16 protein-coding genes are annotated in these 18,346 nt (G+C 34.4%); 8 read left to right on the top strand and 8 right to left on the bottom strand.

Annotated elements, in window-relative coordinates; all coding sequences use genetic code 11:
- Nucleotides 1-158: 158 nt before the first annotated feature.
- Nucleotides 159-665 carry an Lcl C-terminal domain-containing protein gene (locus M947_RS22485; protein WP_021288424.1) on the bottom strand — a complete coding sequence of 169 codons (507 nt, stop codon included), beginning with the start codon at nucleotides 663-665 and terminating at the stop codon, nucleotides 159-161.
- 99 nt (nucleotides 666-764) lie between these two features.
- On the opposite strand from M947_RS22485, the gene M947_RS22480 reads away from it, so the two are divergent.
- Together M947_RS22480 and M947_RS22475 are read left to right on the top strand one after the other, a co-directional pair.
- Nucleotides 765-1,691, top strand: a complete 927-nt coding sequence (locus M947_RS22480; RefSeq protein ID WP_021288423.1) for a VWA domain-containing protein — start codon at nucleotides 765-767, stop codon at nucleotides 1,689-1,691.
- Nucleotides 1,691-3,577 carry a VWA domain-containing protein gene (locus M947_RS22475; protein ID WP_021288422.1) on the top strand — a complete coding sequence of 629 codons (1,887 nt, stop codon included), beginning with the start codon at nucleotides 1,691-1,693 and terminating at the stop codon, nucleotides 3,575-3,577. Before M947_RS22480 ends, M947_RS22475 begins: the two co-directional genes overlap by 1 nt.
- Nucleotides 3,578-3,663: 86 nt before the next feature.
- Here M947_RS22475 and M947_RS22470 read toward each other — a convergent pair whose 3' ends face one another.
- Nucleotides 3,664-4,770, bottom strand: coding sequence for an Mrp/NBP35 family ATP-binding protein (locus M947_RS22470; RefSeq protein ID WP_021288421.1), 1,107 nt, complete (start codon nucleotides 4,768-4,770; stop codon nucleotides 3,664-3,666).
- Between the two features lie 448 nt (nucleotides 4,771-5,218).
- Nucleotides 5,219-6,619 (bottom strand): phosphomethylpyrimidine synthase ThiC, encoded by a 1,401-nt coding sequence (gene thiC, locus M947_RS22465; protein ID WP_021288420.1) that lies wholly within the window; start codon nucleotides 6,617-6,619, stop codon nucleotides 5,219-5,221.
- 227 nt (nucleotides 6,620-6,846) lie between these two features.
- Between thiC and M947_RS22460 the strand changes: the two genes are divergently transcribed.
- Genes M947_RS22460 through M947_RS22445 form a run of 4 tightly spaced genes read left to right on the top strand, consistent with a single transcriptional unit; the run spans nucleotide 6,847 to nucleotide 10,537 of the window.
- Nucleotides 6,847-7,968: a bifunctional 2-C-methyl-D-erythritol 4-phosphate cytidylyltransferase/2-C-methyl-D-erythritol 2,4-cyclodiphosphate synthase gene (locus M947_RS22460; RefSeq protein ID WP_021288419.1), complete on the top strand. Its 1,122-nt coding sequence runs from the start codon at nucleotides 6,847-6,849 to the stop codon at nucleotides 7,966-7,968.
- Nucleotides 7,965-8,852: a response regulator gene (locus M947_RS22455; protein WP_021288418.1), complete on the top strand. Its 888-nt coding sequence runs from the start codon at nucleotides 7,965-7,967 to the stop codon at nucleotides 8,850-8,852. Before M947_RS22460 ends, M947_RS22455 begins: the two co-directional genes overlap by 4 nt.
- Nucleotides 8,830-10,020 (top strand): sulfate adenylyltransferase, encoded by a 1,191-nt coding sequence (locus M947_RS22450; RefSeq protein WP_021288417.1) that lies wholly within the window; start codon nucleotides 8,830-8,832, stop codon nucleotides 10,018-10,020. Before M947_RS22455 ends, M947_RS22450 begins: the two co-directional genes overlap by 23 nt.
- A gap of 10 nt (nucleotides 10,021-10,030) precedes the next feature.
- Nucleotides 10,031-10,537: a phosphatidylglycerophosphatase A family protein gene (locus M947_RS22445; RefSeq protein WP_021288416.1), complete on the top strand. Its 507-nt coding sequence runs from the start codon at nucleotides 10,031-10,033 to the stop codon at nucleotides 10,535-10,537.
- Between the two features lie 50 nt (nucleotides 10,538-10,587).
- On the opposite strand, the gene M947_RS22440 is transcribed toward M947_RS22445, so the two are convergent.
- The 5 genes from M947_RS22440 to M947_RS22420 form a co-directional block, all read right to left on the bottom strand.
- Complete coding sequence (locus M947_RS22440) at nucleotides 10,588-11,088, bottom strand: hypothetical protein (protein ID WP_021288415.1); 501 nt, start codon at nucleotides 11,086-11,088, stop codon at nucleotides 10,588-10,590.
- 12 nt (nucleotides 11,089-11,100) lie between these two features.
- Nucleotides 11,101-11,856, bottom strand: a complete 756-nt coding sequence (locus tag M947_RS22435) for a hypothetical protein (RefSeq protein WP_021288414.1) — start codon at nucleotides 11,854-11,856, stop codon at nucleotides 11,101-11,103.
- Nucleotides 11,857-11,858: 2 nt separating this feature from the next.
- Nucleotides 11,859-12,965 (bottom strand): 4Fe-4S binding protein, encoded by a 1,107-nt coding sequence (locus M947_RS22430; RefSeq protein WP_021288413.1) that lies wholly within the window; start codon nucleotides 12,963-12,965, stop codon nucleotides 11,859-11,861.
- A gap of 4 nt (nucleotides 12,966-12,969) precedes the next feature.
- Nucleotides 12,970-13,599, bottom strand: a complete 630-nt coding sequence (locus M947_RS22425) for a TorD/DmsD family molecular chaperone (RefSeq protein ID WP_021288412.1) — start codon at nucleotides 13,597-13,599, stop codon at nucleotides 12,970-12,972.
- A gap of 237 nt (nucleotides 13,600-13,836) precedes the next feature.
- The gene (locus M947_RS22420) at nucleotides 13,837-15,618 is read right to left on the bottom strand and encodes a mechanosensitive ion channel family protein (RefSeq protein ID WP_021288411.1); all 1,782 of its coding nucleotides are present in this window, start codon (nucleotides 15,616-15,618) and stop codon (nucleotides 13,837-13,839) included.
- A gap of 303 nt (nucleotides 15,619-15,921) precedes the next feature.
- Here M947_RS22420 and M947_RS0112120 point away from each other — a divergent pair, with 303 nt between their 5' ends.
- Nucleotides 15,922-16,278 carry a hypothetical protein gene (locus tag M947_RS0112120; RefSeq protein ID WP_245541270.1) on the top strand — a complete coding sequence of 119 codons (357 nt, stop codon included), beginning with the start codon at nucleotides 15,922-15,924 and terminating at the stop codon, nucleotides 16,276-16,278.
- A gap of 113 nt (nucleotides 16,279-16,391) precedes the next feature.
- The gene (locus M947_RS22415; RefSeq protein ID WP_021288409.1) at nucleotides 16,392-18,338 is read left to right on the top strand and encodes a methyl-accepting chemotaxis protein; all 1,947 of its coding nucleotides are present in this window, start codon (nucleotides 16,392-16,394) and stop codon (nucleotides 18,336-18,338) included.
- Nucleotides 18,339-18,346 lie beyond the last annotated feature (8 nt).

The following is an 18,346-nucleotide window of genomic DNA, read 5'->3' as shown; positions in this document are numbered from 1 at the left end:
TGGAGCTAAAAGTCCACCTTTACCTGTAAGTTTCTTTCCACTTCTAAATTCTTCTAAGATTTCATCAAAATCAAAATCTACTTCTTCATTCATTGTCAGTCCTTGATAGTATTTTATCAAACTGACACGAAATTTCTAACACTCCCGATTTTTCTTGATTATATTAAACGATTGTAATTACCTCTAACACACCTAACATAACACTTGCCAGCTCTAGTGTTATTGTAGGTTTTACCACTTTTAAAATCAATATTTAAAGCATTCATGATATCTGAAAGGTTTGGTGAGGATGACCAATAGTGATCGCTTACAACATTTTTAAAACCAACTCTTATAGCTGGATCAAATCTTCTTTCATCTACTATAGATTTTAGCTCTTTTATCCTTGGTAGGTACCAATCATCATATCCAGCAAAGACCAAGCTTCTACAATACTGCTTTGCATCTTTTCTGTTTTTTCTTATAGTTTTAGCATCAATATTATCTTGCCACATCAAGCCTCTACTCTTATCTATTACTAACTCTTTTGAATCATCTCTAATTAAGGGTATATCTACCTTAGGTTTTACCTCTTTTTTTTCAATACTTGGTGATTTACCTAACTCTATTTCATAAGAAAAGAGTGTAGTAGCTATTAATGTAATTTGTAACAATTTTTTTATCATTTTATAAGTCTTTCTCTATTTAAGCTATGCAAAGTTGAACTTTTGTATTATATCAAATAATATATACTTTATATATAGAGCAATACAAGGGTAAGACAGATGTTTGATGGACTTTATTTTCAATACCCAAGTTTAGCTTCTATTATTTTACTTTTTATCCTTTGTGCGGTTATTTGTAAGATGAAACTACCATCTTTATATTTTCCCCATATTGCACAGTTTATGAAAGTCTCAAGCGGTGCATCTTGGCTACTGCTATTTCTAAAATGGTTAAGTATCACAATGCTTATAGTGTCACTTATGTCTCCCGTAAAAGATAAGCCTTATGAGCTAGAGCCAAAAAAAGGTTATGAAATAGCTCTGATACTTGATGCCTCAGAGTCTATGAAAGCAAAAGGTTTTGATCAAAACAACAAAAATTTAACTCGTTTTGATGTTGTAAAAGAGATAGTATCTGACTTTATTATAAGCAGAAAAAATGATAATATGGGTGTTGTAGTTTTTGGAGCATACTCTTTTATTGCATCTCCACTGACCTATGACTCTAATATTTTAAAAGATATAGTATCAAATCTTTATATCGGAATGGCTGGAAAGTTTACTGCTCTTTTTGAATCACTTGCTCAAGGTGTTAACCTACTCAAATCATCCAAATCAACAACAAAAATTGCTATTTTACTCACTGATGGATACAACACTCCTGACAGTGAATTTCCTTTTGATACGGCTATTGATTTTGCTAAAAAACATAGTGTAAAGGTCTATCCTATAGGTATAGGGGAACCTAATGAATACAATAAAAAAATGCTAGATGAAATTGCAAAACAGACAGGTGGAGTGTCTTTTGGGGCAATAAATGCGAGTGAACTTAGTCTTGTATATGCAAAGATAAATGAGTTAGAAAAATCAGAAATAGAGAATGAAACCTTTAGTTATTTAAGATACTACTATATATTTGCACTCCTTATTTCATTTTTTTCTTTGCTTCTTTATATGTTTTTTAAAAATAAAAGAGGATATAACTAATGACTTTTTTGCATCCTGAATTTTTCTACTTTTTACTTCCTCCACTTATAATTGTTTACGCATATGTATTGATAAAAAAAGAGACGCATGAACACTACTTCTCAAAAGAGACAATGAAAAAGTTAAAAATCAATTCTAATTCACTCTCACTAAAGACAAGAAATAGCCTTTTATTCTTAGCAGGGTTACTAATAGTAATAGCATCAGCAGAACCAGTGCTTAAAGAGGGAACTGTGCGAGTTAAGGCAGTAGGTGGTGATATCTTAATAGCCTTAGACATTTCAGACTCTATGTTGTGCGAAGATGTATATCCAAATAGACTTGAGCTGGCTAAGAAAAAAGCTCTTGAATTAATAGATAAAACGACACAAGATAGAGTAGGAGTGATAGCTTTTGCAAAAAATAGTTACCTAGTTTCTCCAATTAGTTTTGATACAAAAACTATCTCTTTTTTACTCTCTAAACTCGATACTTCGAGCATTACTCAAAAAGGTACAGATATCCTCACAATGCTCACTACAGTAGCAGAAAGTAAAACTAGTACAGATAAAAAATATCTCTTAATTTTAAGTGATGGCGGAGATAGTAAAGACTTTTCGGCTGAAATAGATTTTGCAAAAGAAAAAGGCATCGTAGTTTTTGTTCTTGGGATGGGAACGAAGCTTGGTGCATCTATAAAAAAAGAAGATGGCTCACTTATAAAGTATAACAATAAGGTCATAATATCAACACTTAATGAGTCTATCTCTAAGCTTGCTACAGAGACTGGCGGTGTGTATATTCAAAATACAACATCTTCAAAAGACATTGATGCAATGTTTTATGAAATCATAAACAATACTGAACATAAAGAGCTTAAAAGTCAAGAGATACAGAGATATGAAGCTCTATTTTACTATCCAATAATTTTGGCGATACTCATTTTACTAATAGCCTTTAATTCTCTTAGCAGGGTACTTAAACATGATCTGTCAGCATATATATTTATACTCTTTACATTAACACTATCTAACTCTCCAGCTGTTGGAGATATGTTTGACTTTAAAAAATTGGCAGAGGCAAAAAAATTATATGAAGCAAAAGAGTACAACACCTCTGCAAAGATTTATGAAGAGTATGCAAAAAAAACTGATAACGGACAAGCTTATTATAATGCTGGCAATTCCTACTATAAACAAAAAGAGTATTTAAAAGCCCTAAGCGCTTACTCATTTGCAAGACTTAAAGATAAAGACTCAAGAGCTAAAAAGTTATCAAATATGGGGAATGCTCTTGTACGTTTAGGTACTATAAATACACTAGAGCGAGCAGTAAAACATTATGAAGCATCACTAAGACTCAAAGAAGATAAGCCCACAAGAGAAAACTTAGAAGCTGTCAAAAAGGCTTTAGAAAAAAACAAGGACAAAGAAGAAAAAGAGGATGAACAAGAAGAAGATAAAGAGTATTCAGAACAAAAAACTGATGAAAGTAGTGATGCCGATTCAGATGAAGCAAACGATAAAAACAATAAAAATAAAAATTCTAAAAATAATGATAACTCAAAAAGTAAAAAATCAGAGGATAAGTTAAACCCTGATCATAATAAAAAGAAAGATTCTGATGATGCTAAATCTGAAGAAAATGAAGATAATAATAGTGAAAGCTCAGAAAATAACAATAACAATCAAGATAGCCAAGGACAAACAAAAGAGATAAAAAATAAAGATAAAAAAGAAGTTAAAAATGAAAGTAATAGTGCAGAGTCTAGTTCCAAACCTCAGCAAATGAGTGACTTAGAAGAAAAAAAATGGGTTAAAAAGTTAAACTCTAATCAAAATACTTATCTTTATAGACTCAACAAAGAAACATTTGAAAACAAAGAAAAAAACGAAAAACCTTGGTAGTTTTAAGACAAAGAACAGTTATCTTTTTTAAGCTAACATAGTGACGTAAGTGCGTCACTATGTAGATTTTTAAGAGAAGTACTCACTCACGTCGAGCAAGCTGATACCCCCGGAGGTGTTGTTGGTTGTACTGACTCATTTGACGCACCACCTGCTGCATTTACAGCCTCGATAGTTGCCCAAATAGACTCAGCTGCCATTGCATATCTTTTTGCACTCTCAGAAGTTGGGTTTACAAAAGTAATAGGTTTACCCTCATCTCCACCAGTTCTAATACTTGATTCTATTGGAATTTCAGCAATTACTTTAGTATCAAACTCTTTTGCCATTGGTTCAGATGTACCTCTTCCAAAGATATCATACTCAACACCAGTATCTGGTGCTATGAATCCACTCATATTCTCAACTATTCCAGCTATTGGAATGTCTAATTTTTTAAACATATCTAGTGAACGGCGAGAGTCATCAATAGAGACTGCTTGCGGAGTAGTCACAACAAGACCTGCAGTCACTGGCACACTTTGAGCTAACGTAAGTTGTGCATCACCAGTTCCTGGAGGCATGTCTATAACTAAACAGTCTAGTTCTGACCAGAGTATATCCCTTAAAAACTGCTCAATTGCCTTCATAATCATGGCACCACGCCACATAAGAGATTGTCCCTCTTCCATAAGCGATCCCATAGACATAACTTCAAGACCATACGCTTTTATAGGAAGAACCTTGTTTCCATTAACTTCTGGTTTGATGTCTGATATGCCCAACATACGAGGAATGTTTGGACCATAGATATCTGCATCTAAGAGACCCACTTTTTTTCCTTGAGCTGCAAGTGCAATAGCAATATTTACAGACGTAGTTGACTTACCAACCCCACCTTTTCCAGAACTAATCATTAAAAAGTTCTTAACTTGTGGAGCTATATTTTTGCTCTTTGGCTTTGGAGCTTCAGGCATTTTTGGAGCTTTGATGTTACATGTAACATTTACAGCTCCCACAGCTTTTAGCTCTTTAGTTGCATCATCTCTGATTTGTTGTGCAACTTCAGGTGCACTTGATGTAATCTCTACATTAAAACTAACATCATTACCATTAATTTCTATGCTATTTACAAAACCAAAAGTTACGATATCCTTAGTAAAACCCGGATACATAACTTTTGAGAGTGCTGAATTTACTATTTCGTTAGTCATACATTTTCCTTTTTATTAATTTATCACGGTATCGGGAGTAATCCCGCTACCTACGCTAACGCTTGGTTTCCCTCGGCGGGAAGCCCTTGGCACTTGTGCCTCCTTGATTTATCACACCTTCTAAAAGAAAGTAAATAGCTCGGAAGTGGGACTTTTGGGAATGCTAACCAATGGCATTCTCCACTATGTGTCCCGCAAAAAGGGCGAGGCTAAAGCCTCACTTCCAGAAGCCATGACAAATTTTAAAGCCTCTCTTGCGCAAAACCTTTTGTTATTTTAAAACTTATTTCTTAACCATTAGCACTTAAAGCTAGAAAAAGAACTATAGCATATCTAAATAAGACAAGAATTGTCTTATATCAATAACTCTTTTTTTTAAGCTATTTCTATCATCACTCATTTTTTGTAATAAAGTTACAAAAAGTTCAAACATCGCGATGAGAGAAGCTTATGTAGCTTCGACTGCTTCTCTCTCTTTTTCTTCTCTTTGTTTATTTTCTCTTGAAATCTGCTCTATCGCTTCTGGATTGTCCATGATATTTTGAGTTATTTTGTAAGAGCAAAACTTCGGTCCGCACATCGAACAAAACTCTGCTTCTTTAAAAACATCTTGTGGAAGTGTTTCATCATGATACTCTCTTGCTCTCTCACTATCTAGTGCCAGCTCAAACTGTCTCTCCCAATCAAAAGCATATCTTGCATCACTCATCTCATCATCTACATCTCTAGCACCCTTGTGGCCTCTTGCGATGTCTGCGGCATGTGCTGCAATCTTGTAAGCTATGATACCCTCACGAACATCATCTGCATTTGGAAGTCCCAGATGCTCTTTTGGAGTTACATAACAAAGCATACTAGCACCGTGCCAGCCACCAACCGCAGCACCAATAGCCGAAGATATATGGTCATATCCAGCAGCTATGTCTGTAACTAGTGGTCCAAGGATATAAAAAGGAGCTTCATGACAAAGTTCACGTTGAAGCTTCATATTTCTCTCAATTTGATTTAGTGGGACATGCCCAGGTCCCTCTATCATTATCTGAACATTTTTCTCCCAAGCACGAAGTGTAAGCTCGCCTAAAACTTTCAACTCTCCTAGTTGCGCATCATCAGATGCGTCTGCTAAACAACCAGGACGAAGAGAATCTCCTAAGCTAAGTGCTACATCATACTTTGCACAGATATCTAAGATATCATCAAATGCTGTATAGAAAGGGTTTTCTCTATGATAGTGCATCATCCACGCAGCCATAAGTGAGCCACCACGGCTAACTATCCCCATCTTTCGCTTTGCAATTTTTGGCATAGTCTCTAACAAAAATCCAGCATGCACTGTAAAATAACTCACACCTTGTTTTGCTTGACGCTCTAAAACTTCAAGCATTACATCTATGCTTAAATCTTCTATCTTATTTCCAACATCATGAAGTATCTGATAGATAGGGACTGTACCTATTGGTATCTTTGAAGATTTGATAACTGCTCTTCTTATCTCATCTAAATCACCACCAGTTGATAAGTCCATAGCAGTATCAGCTTTATAGTGTTGTGAGACTTGCATCTTAAGAACTTCACCTTCAACATCTGATGCAATAGCAGATGAGCCGATGTTTGCGTTTATCTTACACTTTGTGGCTATTCCTATGGCCATAGGTTCAAGAGATGTATGGTTTACATTTGCAGGGATGATTAGTCTTCCTCTTGCTATCTCACTTCTTACTAGTTCAGGGGACAGGTCTTCTACTTTTGCAACATATTCCATCTCCTCAGTTATTATGCCTTGTTTTGCATAATACATCTGAGTTTTTACAGAATCATTTTGGCGATTTTTTACCCATGAAGTCCTCATATTTTCTCCTTAATTTTCATACAAATCCTTAAATCATAATTTTGGATTGTGTGTTTGCAACTTACCTAAAAGAATGTGCAAATATAATCAAATAAAGTTAAAGTAGCATTAATCTACTCAAGAAAAAAAATCTCAAAGTTACAATAGAAGTCTAGTTTAAAAAAAAAGAGAAAAAAAAGCTTTGTGTGTGTATAATTTCGTAACACTTTTAGACACGAGGAGTATATTTGGCTGATATTACACTTATCTTACTTGCCGCTGGGAGTTCTAACCGCTTTAACTCTGATGTTAAGAAGCAGTGGTTACGTATTGGACATGAGCCTTTATGGCAGTTTGTCGCTCGTAAGTGTGTAGAAACTAAACTTTTTAGTAAAATCATCATTACCTCTTCAAAAGATGATATTATTTTTATGAAGCTCTATGATTCTTTTACTTTTGTAGAAGGTTCTACCACTAGACAAAAATCTCTCAAAAATGCTTTGGATAAAGTAGAAAGCGACTATGTTCTCATTAGTGATATAGCAAGACCTTGCATAGATGAAGATTTTTTAAAATCAATCATTTCTAAAGCTAATGTTGCTGACTGTATTGTCCCATATCTTGGAGTGAGCGACACTATCGTTTACGGGGATAAAACCATTGATAGAGACAAGATAAAGAGAATCCAAACCCCTCAGCTTTCAAAAACCTCAACTCTGAAATCTGCACTAAACACACAAACACAATACACTGATGAGAGCAGTGCAATAGTTGCTTATGGAGGCTCAAGAGAGTTTATCTTAGGCAAGAGTGATGCAAACAAAATCACATACACAAAAGACTTAAAAGAGCTTCCATGCCTAAGAGCTCCATCAGAGGATATACTAAGCGGTACTGGCTTTGATGTTCATGCATTTGAAGATAAAAAAGAGATGTATCTTTGTGGGGTAAAGATTGACTCTGATTTTGGTTTTAAAGCTCATAGTGATGGTGATGTAGCCATTCACGCTCTTATAGATGCACTTCTTGGTGCTAGTGGCATGGGAGATATTGGCGATAGTTTTCCAGATAGTAGCGATGAGTATAAAAACATAGACTCTAAAGTGCTTTTAAATAGAGTATGCACAAAGATTAGAGAGTTTGGTTTTGTTATAATAAATGTAGATATTTCTATAGCAGCACAAACGCCACGCATAGGTAGTTACAAACTAGCTATGAGAGAAACAATAGCTAAAATTTTGGGGTGTGAAACCTCAAGAGTGAACATAAAAGCTACAACAACCGAAAAACTAGGCTTTATAGGCCGCAAAGAGGGTGTTGGAGTTATTGCAAATGCAAATTTAAAATATTTTGATTGGATGAAAATTTGAAGATACTAATTATAGAAAATGAAGTTTATTTAGCACAAAGTATTGCTACAAAGCTAGGCGACTTAGGTCATACATGTGAGATGTGTACATCTACAAAAGATGCTATAAAAAGTAATAGCTACGATGTTATTCTTCTCTCAACTAACATAAACGGACAAGATTTTAACCCAATTATAGAGACTTTTAGGAGTGCTATCATTATCCTTATGGTCTCTTATATATCAAACGATACTGTCTCAAAACCACTTAGTGCTGGAGCAAAAGACTATATACTAAAGCCTTTTATGATAGAGGAGCTAGTTAGAAAAATAAACCACTATCAAGATTATGAAAAACTAAAAAAGAGAGATATTGCATATAAAAAATACTTAACTCACTCTTTTTCTACCTTAACTCACGAATATGATCATGACTCTATAGAGCTACCTATTTTTATCTCTTCTTCATTTCAAAAACACTCTGATGCTTTTGCTTTTGAGCACGCTTATGAAAAAGACTTGCCTATTTACTTTATAACACTAAGTGATCCAAAAGCAATGAGTGAGATAGAATCACTAAATCAAGATGCGATTCTCTACATTATAGACTATCAAACACTAAAAAAGAGTGATAAGAAGATTTTTTGTTCACTTATTGCCAATAAAAAAGCTATAGTATCTAGTACAGATAAGATAGAAAATGTAGAGCATAAAGTACTAGAGATAAAGAGTGAAAACAATATTTTTGATCAAGGTGATATTTTGCCGATAGAGGACTATGTAAAGTACATTGTGCTTAATTATCAATACAAGTTTCCTGATATTGAACTATCTAAGAAACTAGGCATTAGCCGCAAAAGTTTATGGGAAAAACGAAAGAAATATGACATCATCAAGAAAAAATAAAACACTTCTAATAGATGAAGAAGCGGCATCTGCTTTAGAGTTACTCAAAGATGGGCTCTTATTGCCAGCCACCTCTTTGATGGGGCTAAAAGAGAGTCAAAGTGTATTAAAGAGTGGACTAATTAATGGAAAAACATTCCCTTTTCCTTTTATCTTAGCACCCTCAGGGAAAAGAAATTTAGAGGTTTTAAAAAGCCTTGAGGTTGGTGAAGAGTTATCTATCATCTTTAATGACAAACCTTTTGCCACTCTTATAGTAGATGAAGTTTTCCCTGTAGATCCAAGTGAAAGAATCAAACATATCTATGGAACCGATGACATTAGCCATCCTGGTGTCGCCGCTACCATAAATAGACTTGGAACACTTGGAGTTTGTGGAGAGTACACCCTTTGTAATGAGTCTTCAAACAAGATTAAAGAGAGTATAAAAAACGCTCAACAAGCCATCGGAGCAAAACACACTACTTCGCTTGTAATGGCAGCAAATCCCCTGCATCGTGCTCATGAAAGACTCATTCGCCATAGCCTTGAAGATACAGACCTATTAGTTATATTTTTACTAAAATCATATACTGAGTCAAACTTAGACTATGAGACAAGAAAAGAGACACTTGACTTTTTCATAAATAATTTTCTTACAAAAAATCATGTTTTAGTTGTACCATTAGACAATAGTTATATATTTGGCGGATACAATGAGATTATTATAGATGCAATAGTTGCTAAAAACTACGCAACTAACAGACTGGTCATAGGTCGAAATCATGCTGGACTTGGTATGTTTTATGATTGTAACTCAGACAAATCCATCATAGATAAAGTGGTTGGTATAGACATAGAGATAAGCATAGCAAGTGAGTATGTTTACTGTGATAAGTGTACTACACTAGTTAGTAAAAATACCTGCCCACATGGACAACATCATCAAATCTCATACAATTCAAACTCCATACTAGAACTTTTAGAGTTAGGACTTTTACCTCCAACAATTTTAGTACGAAAAGAGATATCAGCTCACATCCTCTCAAAACTTTTTCCAAAAAGATTTAAAAATCTAGAAAAACTCTACTATGATATTTTGCCAATAGAGGGACTCTTAGAAGAGAGAACTGAGAAAGATTTTTATCTAGAGCTTATGAAACTCTATCAAACAACATCACTTACTTAGGATTTTTATTTTGAATTGGTTTTTTTTAACATTGGGATATAGTGGTTTAGTACCTAAGGCACCTGGGACTATGGGAAGTTTTGTAGCTCTGATTTTAGGCATCTTAGTACTTATGTTTTTTGAAGTAGAGACTCTTTTTTTAGCAACCGTTCTTATTAGCATCATAGCAGTTCGCGAGATTAACAAGTATGAAGAGAAAACTAAGATACATGATGATACACGCATAGTTATTGATGAGTTAGCGGGAATGTGGTTTGCACTAAGTGTGGCTCCTGCTATGAGCATCTCAATGGGCGAAACAACAAACTTACAAAACGGTTTTTTAATCCAAGTTCTACTCTCATTTGCTCTTTTTAGATACTTTGACATTAAAAAACCATCTATCATAGGTCGCATAGATAGAGAAGTAAAAGGTGGCATAGGAGTTATGGGTGACGATATCATTGCAGGTTTTGCAGCTGGGATATCAAGCTCACTTATCTGGCAAGGTTGGTTACAACTCCAAAGCATACTTTAACAGATATAAACCTCTTTATGAACACTCAAATGAATTAAAGCAGATAAAAACTAAATTGCCATTGGATCACTTGATGGCTCTATCTCTTGGAAATCTTCTATAATCGTTTGAAACATCTTTTTAGTATTATTAGCTTTTTTAATATACTCGTCAAAAACATCTTTAGATGCAGTGAAAGTTTCACCTAGTTCTTGGTATATCATGATACGACCATTTATATGTTTGTCTATCTCATTAAAGGCATCTTGAAGATACTCTTTTTTTGTTGTATGTCTAAATAGGGCTCTAACCATCTTGGTACGCTCTTTTATAGGTATGGACTCATCTATAGCCTCTGCTACTCTTTTAATATCTAATCTTGAGAGATAAACTCCGCTGATGGCTGGTGATAAAAGTTTTGAAGTTAGTGCATCTACAAACTGAGGGACTGGCTCCTCATCTTCTTTATCACCTACATCTTGGTCGTTCAACTTTTCATCATCTAACGAGCAGTTATCACTTACAAACTTATCAAACTCTGCTCTTAGGTCGCTAAAATCATCTTTTTTCATTTAATATTATCCTTATTTTATAGTTCTATATACTTGAGATGCTAGTTTTTCTACCAGATCATCATAGCTAGTGTAGCTTGCATCTAACTCATCTGCTCTTTTTTTAAGAGCTGAGAACTCTTTTGTATTTTTCATATCAAATGAGTCCTTTGCGAGACTCTCTATCATACCTAAAGAGTCAAATGTTGAGAAATCAAGCACAGCGTCATAAGAAGAGAGATCAAGACTCATCCCACTAGCTATGCGGTTTATATCTGCATCTTTTATCTCTAGCTCTTTTGTAAACTCCATCAACCCTTCAAGATTTTCATCAAAGTAACTCATATCAAAACCACAAGAGAGATATGAAAAGGCCTTAGCATGTGGAGATATTCCTATCATTGCAATTTTAGAGACTCTTAAATCTTTTAGATGCTCTACTAAAACTCTGATACTAAAGATATCTCCTCTTAGACGCTCACCCTCTCTAAAAACTATATCACACATACCCGTCTTTTTAACTAGCGACGAGGCATCTTCAAGCAGTTCTACCATCTCTTGCACATATTCGTTTGATATTACAGCACCGTTTACTTCTGACTTTTTCATATTTGAGAGAGTAAAGTACAAATCATCCTCCCTTATATTCATAGGTATCATCATCGCATCATCACTATTTGCTTTAAATATTTTGTTAATAACTGCGCTAAATCTACTAACTCCAGCATTTTCACCAACAAAACCAAATAGTTTAGTCTGCTTGCTTATTGTATTTGCATTGTTCATCATAACTACATATCCTCACTTATACCCCAAAGCTCACGAGCTTCTTCATCTTCTGCTTTACATCTATAACACATCTTATCATCTGTGTTTGAGCTAAAGATAATGTTGCACTCATCACACCTTCTTACTTTAAATGCTATAAGATTTTGCACAGCCGGTTCAAAAAACTCTTTTACTTTGTATGTGCCACTAAGCGTGATGGAGTTAGGTTCACAAACATCATGACAGATGCCGCACCTGATGCAAAGAAGTGGGTCAAAGTCTATCTTAGAGTTTTTTATATCTGAGCTAAGAGCCCCTGTTGGACAGACTCTATAGCACATTTGACAAGCGGTACAACTATCCTCATCAAGAAGCTTAGCAGATGTAAAACTCAGCTCATTTGCATCTATGATGTGATAGATAGATGGTTTTTGCACTCTTTTAATTGAACTATAGAGCAGTTTTCTTCTATGTGTGATTCTCTTTTTCCTAAGAAGTGCGATATCCTCTTTTTGCAGGGTATGCTCAACTAACTCATCCGTAGCCTTTTTAACCTCATCTTCAAATGAGTGCTTTGCTTTTGCAACATTTCCAAGCGTAATTGAGCTAAAAAACTCTCTTCTGTTACTTAGTTTCTCTGGCTCTTTTGCCTCATAACAAACATCTTTGAGTATGACTTTGGTCTCACTCTCCATAGCCTCTAAAACATAGCTTGCTTCTTCATAGTTTTTAATTATCTGAGGCTTACATTTGTGAGCAATTGCGCAATTATTACAATGCCCCATATCAAGCACTATCTCTTTTTTTAAAACGGTTAGTGAGATAATATACTCAACACTAAGAGCTGAGATGCAAGGAACATTTTTAGCACAAGAGATAATATTGTCCTCGCCATCTATAAACTCAAAGAAAAACTCACTTGCACTAAAGTTATCTAAAGATAGTGCTTCACTTGGACAGATGGCATCACAAGCGCCACAACCAACACAAGCTGAAAAGTTTATGGATGGAAGTGGGTTGTTTGCTACTACAATAGCCTCAGTTGGGCAGATAAGTTCGCACTTGTTGCACTGACTCTCTCTTGCAAGAGAGCGGACACACTTGCTAGCACTAAGAGAGATTAATGACATTTGTTTATATCATCTCTCTTTGTTTTATCTCATCTACTAAGTACTCATGGTCACTTAGCAAAAACTCTAATGCCATCTCTGCCGCATCATAATAAAGCGGTGTTCTAGCTTCATATTTCATATTTATAAGATAGAGCGGTGCCCATTTGACTAAGTGCTTTTGTAAAAACTCCAACTGCACCGCTCTAATCTGGGCCACTGATATCATCTCACCCTCTTCTAGTGCCTTTGACTCAGCAAGGCAGAGGTGATGCATAAACTCAAACTCAATTCCGATATGGTCAGATGAGACAGTCCTAGATGCTTCATAATCCACCATAAAGTTGTAAGCACTATACATATCAGTCACAGGATTAGCCCCTCCTGTTTCTATCATCTGGTCATCTCTTACATAAAAAGATTCATAAGGTATGAGATGCAATATTGTGAGGTTTACAAAATCAGGATTTATATACTCCGCTAAGAGCTTATCCTCTTGCATCTCATTTAGTGGCTCCCACCCTTTTAAAGTTGGAAAAAAGTCCAAAATATTTTTATCTTCTTTTATCATTTTGAGCATCTCTACATCTAATTCCTGCATTAGGATGCGAGATAGAAGTGCATAGATATTTACTCTAGCTTGTGTTTGTTGCATATTTTATAACCTTATATTATTTTATACACTAAAACGAACTTGTCCGTTTCAGTGGCAGGGACAAAACAAGAGAATCGCTTTTTGTAAAGCAAAATGTTTCCTGAAATGTCCCTTGCAATTCCCTTATAATGGAGTATGCCATTGGTTAGCATACCTAAAAGCTACGAAAAACTCGTTTTTCGAGATTTATAAGGTTTTTAAAAGTGATGATTTTATCACATAAGACTGAAACTAGCATTAGCTAGGCTGATTTGTCTCTTGATAAAGACTCATAGATGGAAATGCAAACTCTAGTGAGTTTTGTTCTAAAATTTCCATTATTTTAAACAAAACATCTTCTTTTACTTCAAGCCATTCACTCCAAACTACACTCTTTGAAAAACAGTAGATAAGTATATTGATGCTCGAAGGTGCAAACTCATCAAGATAAACAAGTAGTGTCTTTTTTATACCTATCTCATCTTCTCTTGAGACAAGTTTTGAGCTTCTAGTTGATTCATAGTTAAACTCTGTATCCTCAGTAGCTATCTCTGGATGGTCTTCTAGCATTTGACGAATCTGGGCTACTGCATTTCGTAAATCTTCACTTTTTGAGTCATACTTAACGCCAACGCTCATCTTTATCCTACGACCGAGTGAACGCTTGTTCCAGTTTTTTACCTCTTTGTTTGTAAGAATAGAGTTTGGGATGGCTATGATGGCGTTATCAAATGTTCTAAGAGTAGTAACTCTCAAACCAATCTCAACCACAGTTCCCTCTAAGTCATTTACAACTATCCAATCCCCTTGAGAAAAAACATCACTAAAGAGGATGGAGAGAGTTCCAAAAAAGTTTGCTAAAGAGTCCTTAGATGCAAGAGCCACAGCTAAACCACCGATACCAAGACCTGATAAAATCGCAGTCAAATCAGCACCGGCGAGATATAGAACTATAAGCAAACCAATAATCATAATAATAAAGTTGATTATCTTAATACCAACATTTATAACTTCTCTTTTGATTTTTCTATCTACTGTTTGAATCTCGTGAATCTTTATAGATGCTATGATATTTACTACTCTATAGACTATATAAGTTAGTAAAATTGCATAAAAGATTTTAAAGAATTCGTTTAGAGTACCCACACCTGAGAAGTCATAATAGATAAAGATTAAAATCTCTATACCTATAAATATCATCACAATTTCCATAGGTTTTCTGATACTTCTTAAAATATCTTTGGAATATTTTTTCAAAGAGTTTATCTCAACTATAAAAGATTCTATCTTGATGTAAATATATGTGCGAAGAATATATATCAAAATTGAGACAATTATCATAAGCAAAATCTTTACAACACTAAAACCATAAGACTCTATAACAGAGTTTATTTTTTGTGCTATTGGTGTGTTATTTATAGATAGAACTGGATTTATAAGGTTAAACTTTGAGTATTTGTTTAGTCTATACATTTTTGTTTCAAACATAGATAAGTACTTTAAAACATCAGCATTTATCTCTATGAGTGCATAGTAGTCTTTGATGTTTTGTTGAGCCTGTTTTAAGATAGTCGAATCTTGGTTTAAAGCCAAAATATCAGAATAGTCAACATTGTTAAGCTCTGCATTGTACTCTTGATTTTTTGCAAACATCTCACTCATATAAGTTTGATACTCAACAAAATTCATCTTATCTAGTGCTCTTAGGATACTTTTTATCATATCATTTTGAGCATTTAGCAGTTTGTAGGATTTTACTAAAACTTTATCTCTTATAACAGCATAGTTATTTCCTAGACGCTTATTTAGCTTAATAATTTTCTCTAGTGCAAAAATTTCAGCATCAAAATTTTTATAGTTATTTATAAACTCTTCTTTATCTTTTAAAAATTCATCTAGCTTTTGAGAATATAAACTCTTTTGCTCCTCTGCTATGAGCATAATCTGCTCTTGAGTAGTATTGCTCTCATTCATCTGATGTATCAAATCAAGTTGTTTAGAGAGAAAAGGCATCTCTGCAAACTTTGACTCTACAGCCAAAAGTGGTACTATTAAGATTAAGAGTATGATTAGTTTTTTGATAATTTGATCCTTAATTTTTCATAAAATATTTTTACTTTTAAGTAGTAAATCTTTGAGATAAACATCTTACATGTACCAAAAATATATTTAATATATTTTTGGTATTTTACTATAATTATCTTTTTAAAAAAAGTTATTGACTTGAAGCAATCACTTTTATTTGATAATTATGTTAAAATGATTTTATTTAAAGGAGATATCATCACTTACACTATCGTTCATACCATACATATATTTTCGGTTTTTATCTATGGAGGTTTTTTGTTTGTAGATATCCTTTTTTTATCTAAGATGCCTCAAACACTGAGCTCAGATGAGCACACAAAAGCTAGAGAAGCCATTATGATACATGTAAGAAAAGTTGTTCCAAAAGCTCTTATTGTTGCCGTTATAACTGGATTATATATGTTTTTTCAAGTCTTTGGAGAGATACAAGACACAGGACCAACGCTATTTCAGATTCTTCTTGGTATAAAAGCGACTTTAGGACTTTGGCTAGGTCTAAGAGGTGTAAATCAAGTCTTTTTTGGCATCCAGCCTTGGGTGTTTACAAGTCATCTTTTTCCTTTTACTCTAGTGGTAATTATTATACTATTATCTCAATTTATGTATCTCTAAACTACTCACTTAGTCACAATTTTATGATAAGTTTTGCATTTTAACTACTCTTTTATAAAATTTTCTTATTTTTTAGTTAAAATGTAGAACTAAATAAAACATAAGGTCTGCACATGTTTTCAAATACAAGTATCCAGAAAAAGATGAATTTTTTTGTGTTATTGGTTAGTATGTCTGTTTTATCAGCTACTATCTTTATCTTTTGGGCTATGAGTCATATTGAGTCAAACTATGAACATCTTCATAAAAACTCGATGCTTGGAGCTCTACACACTCTTGAGATAGAAAAAAACTTAAACTATGTAAGTAGAACTACAAGAGACATCATGCTCGGTGGTGATTATAAGCATGATATGACAAAGCTCACAGAGACCATCAACAATATAGAAAAAGATTTTTTATCCCTAGAGTCTATGATGAAAGATGATGAATCTTTAGCGATGGTCAAAGATGCAAAAGCTTCTACAATGCTCTTTTTAAACAACTCATATAAGATGATGGAGTCACTAAGTACTGATGATATAAACAATAATAAAGTCAGTATATATGCAAAATATAAAAAAGACTTAACACCATTTGCAAATGCTTCAAGGGAGTCGTTTAAAAAGCTTGTAAAACATAAAAAACAAGAACTTACAAAAGATTCTACTTCTCTTGAAGAAGAGTTAAACTTTTATAAGTTTTTCTCACTAGCTGGTGGTTTGCTCTTAGCTTTTGTAGTTTTTATCTTAGCAAACAGTATTAGAAGATCTATTACAAGCGGCATTACGGACTTTATCACTCTTATCACTCATGCTGCAAAAGGTGACTTCTCACATAAAGATAACATCAAGTACAACAAAGAGACAGAGCTTGGTATTTTAGGTGCAGAACTCTCAACTCTTATCGGTCACATTAAAAACCTCATAAGAGAGATAAACACAACCATCACGGATGCTTCCAAAGGAGTCTTTACCCATAAAATATCCTCAGCTGGTATGGATGGAGAGTTTGTTGAAGCTATAAAAAGCGTTGAGACAAGTATAGAGTTTATGAAAGAACAGAGCCAAAAGGCAGCAAGAGATACTTTCAACTCAAAACTAAGTGCAAAAAGCATAAATGTCTCAGAGTCTCTCTCACTAATCATCAACAACCTAAGAGAAAACATAGGAAATCTAAAAGAGGTCACAAAAGCTACAAAATCAGCTTCAAGCCTAGCTATAAACTCTAGAGAAAACATCAATGAAATTGTAAATGAACTAGGAGATTTAAGTGAGCAGGTAAGTACCTCGAACAATAGTATCAGTGATCTTGCAAGTCAGACAAATGATATCACATCTGTAATAGAACTTATAACAGATATAGCAGATCAAACGAACTTACTAGCGCTAAATGCTGCCATTGAAGCAGCAAGAGCTGGCGAACATGGGCGAGGTTTTGCAGTGGTTGCAGATGAAGTTAGACAGTTAGCTGAGAGAACTCACAAAGCAACGGGAGAGATATCAGTATCCATCAAGTCCTTGCAACAGGAGATGAATGAAATACAAGAGAGTTCAACAAAGATGAAAAACACTGTAGAGTTCTCAGCATCAAAGATAAATGAATTTGAGGGAACCCTAGTCGAACTTAGTGATACTTCAAGCGAGATTGTTGATTACTCTTATGGGATGGAAAACTCCATCTTTGTAGTTCTCGCAAAACTGGATCACATACTCTATAAGTCTCGTGCATATAACTCTATCATGTCGTTAGATAGGCTACTAGAGAACCAAACACCGCATGAGTGCAGTCTTGGACTGTGGTATGACAATGAGGGCAAAAATAGATTTGCATCTACTTCAACATTTGCAAAGATTACAAATCCTCACACTACAGTTCACAACAGTGCAAACACAAACTTAGATTTTATAGACGAAGATGCCAAAATCACAACTCTAAAAAATGCAGATGAGATCATAAAAAATTTCGACAACATGGAAGATGCATCAAACAAACTATTTGAGCTTCTAGATGCAATGCTTGTGGAGTCCAAGGAGACTAAGATTAAAGAGGGGAGTGTTAGAAATTTCGTGTCAGTTTGATAAAATAC

The sequence above is a fragment of the Sulfurimonas hongkongensis genome (assembly GCF_000445475.1).
In the GTDB taxonomy this organism is placed as follows: Bacteria; Campylobacterota; Campylobacteria; order Campylobacterales; family Sulfurimonadaceae; genus Sulfurimonas; species Sulfurimonas hongkongensis.
This window is presented reverse-complemented; position numbering and strand designations above follow the sequence as displayed.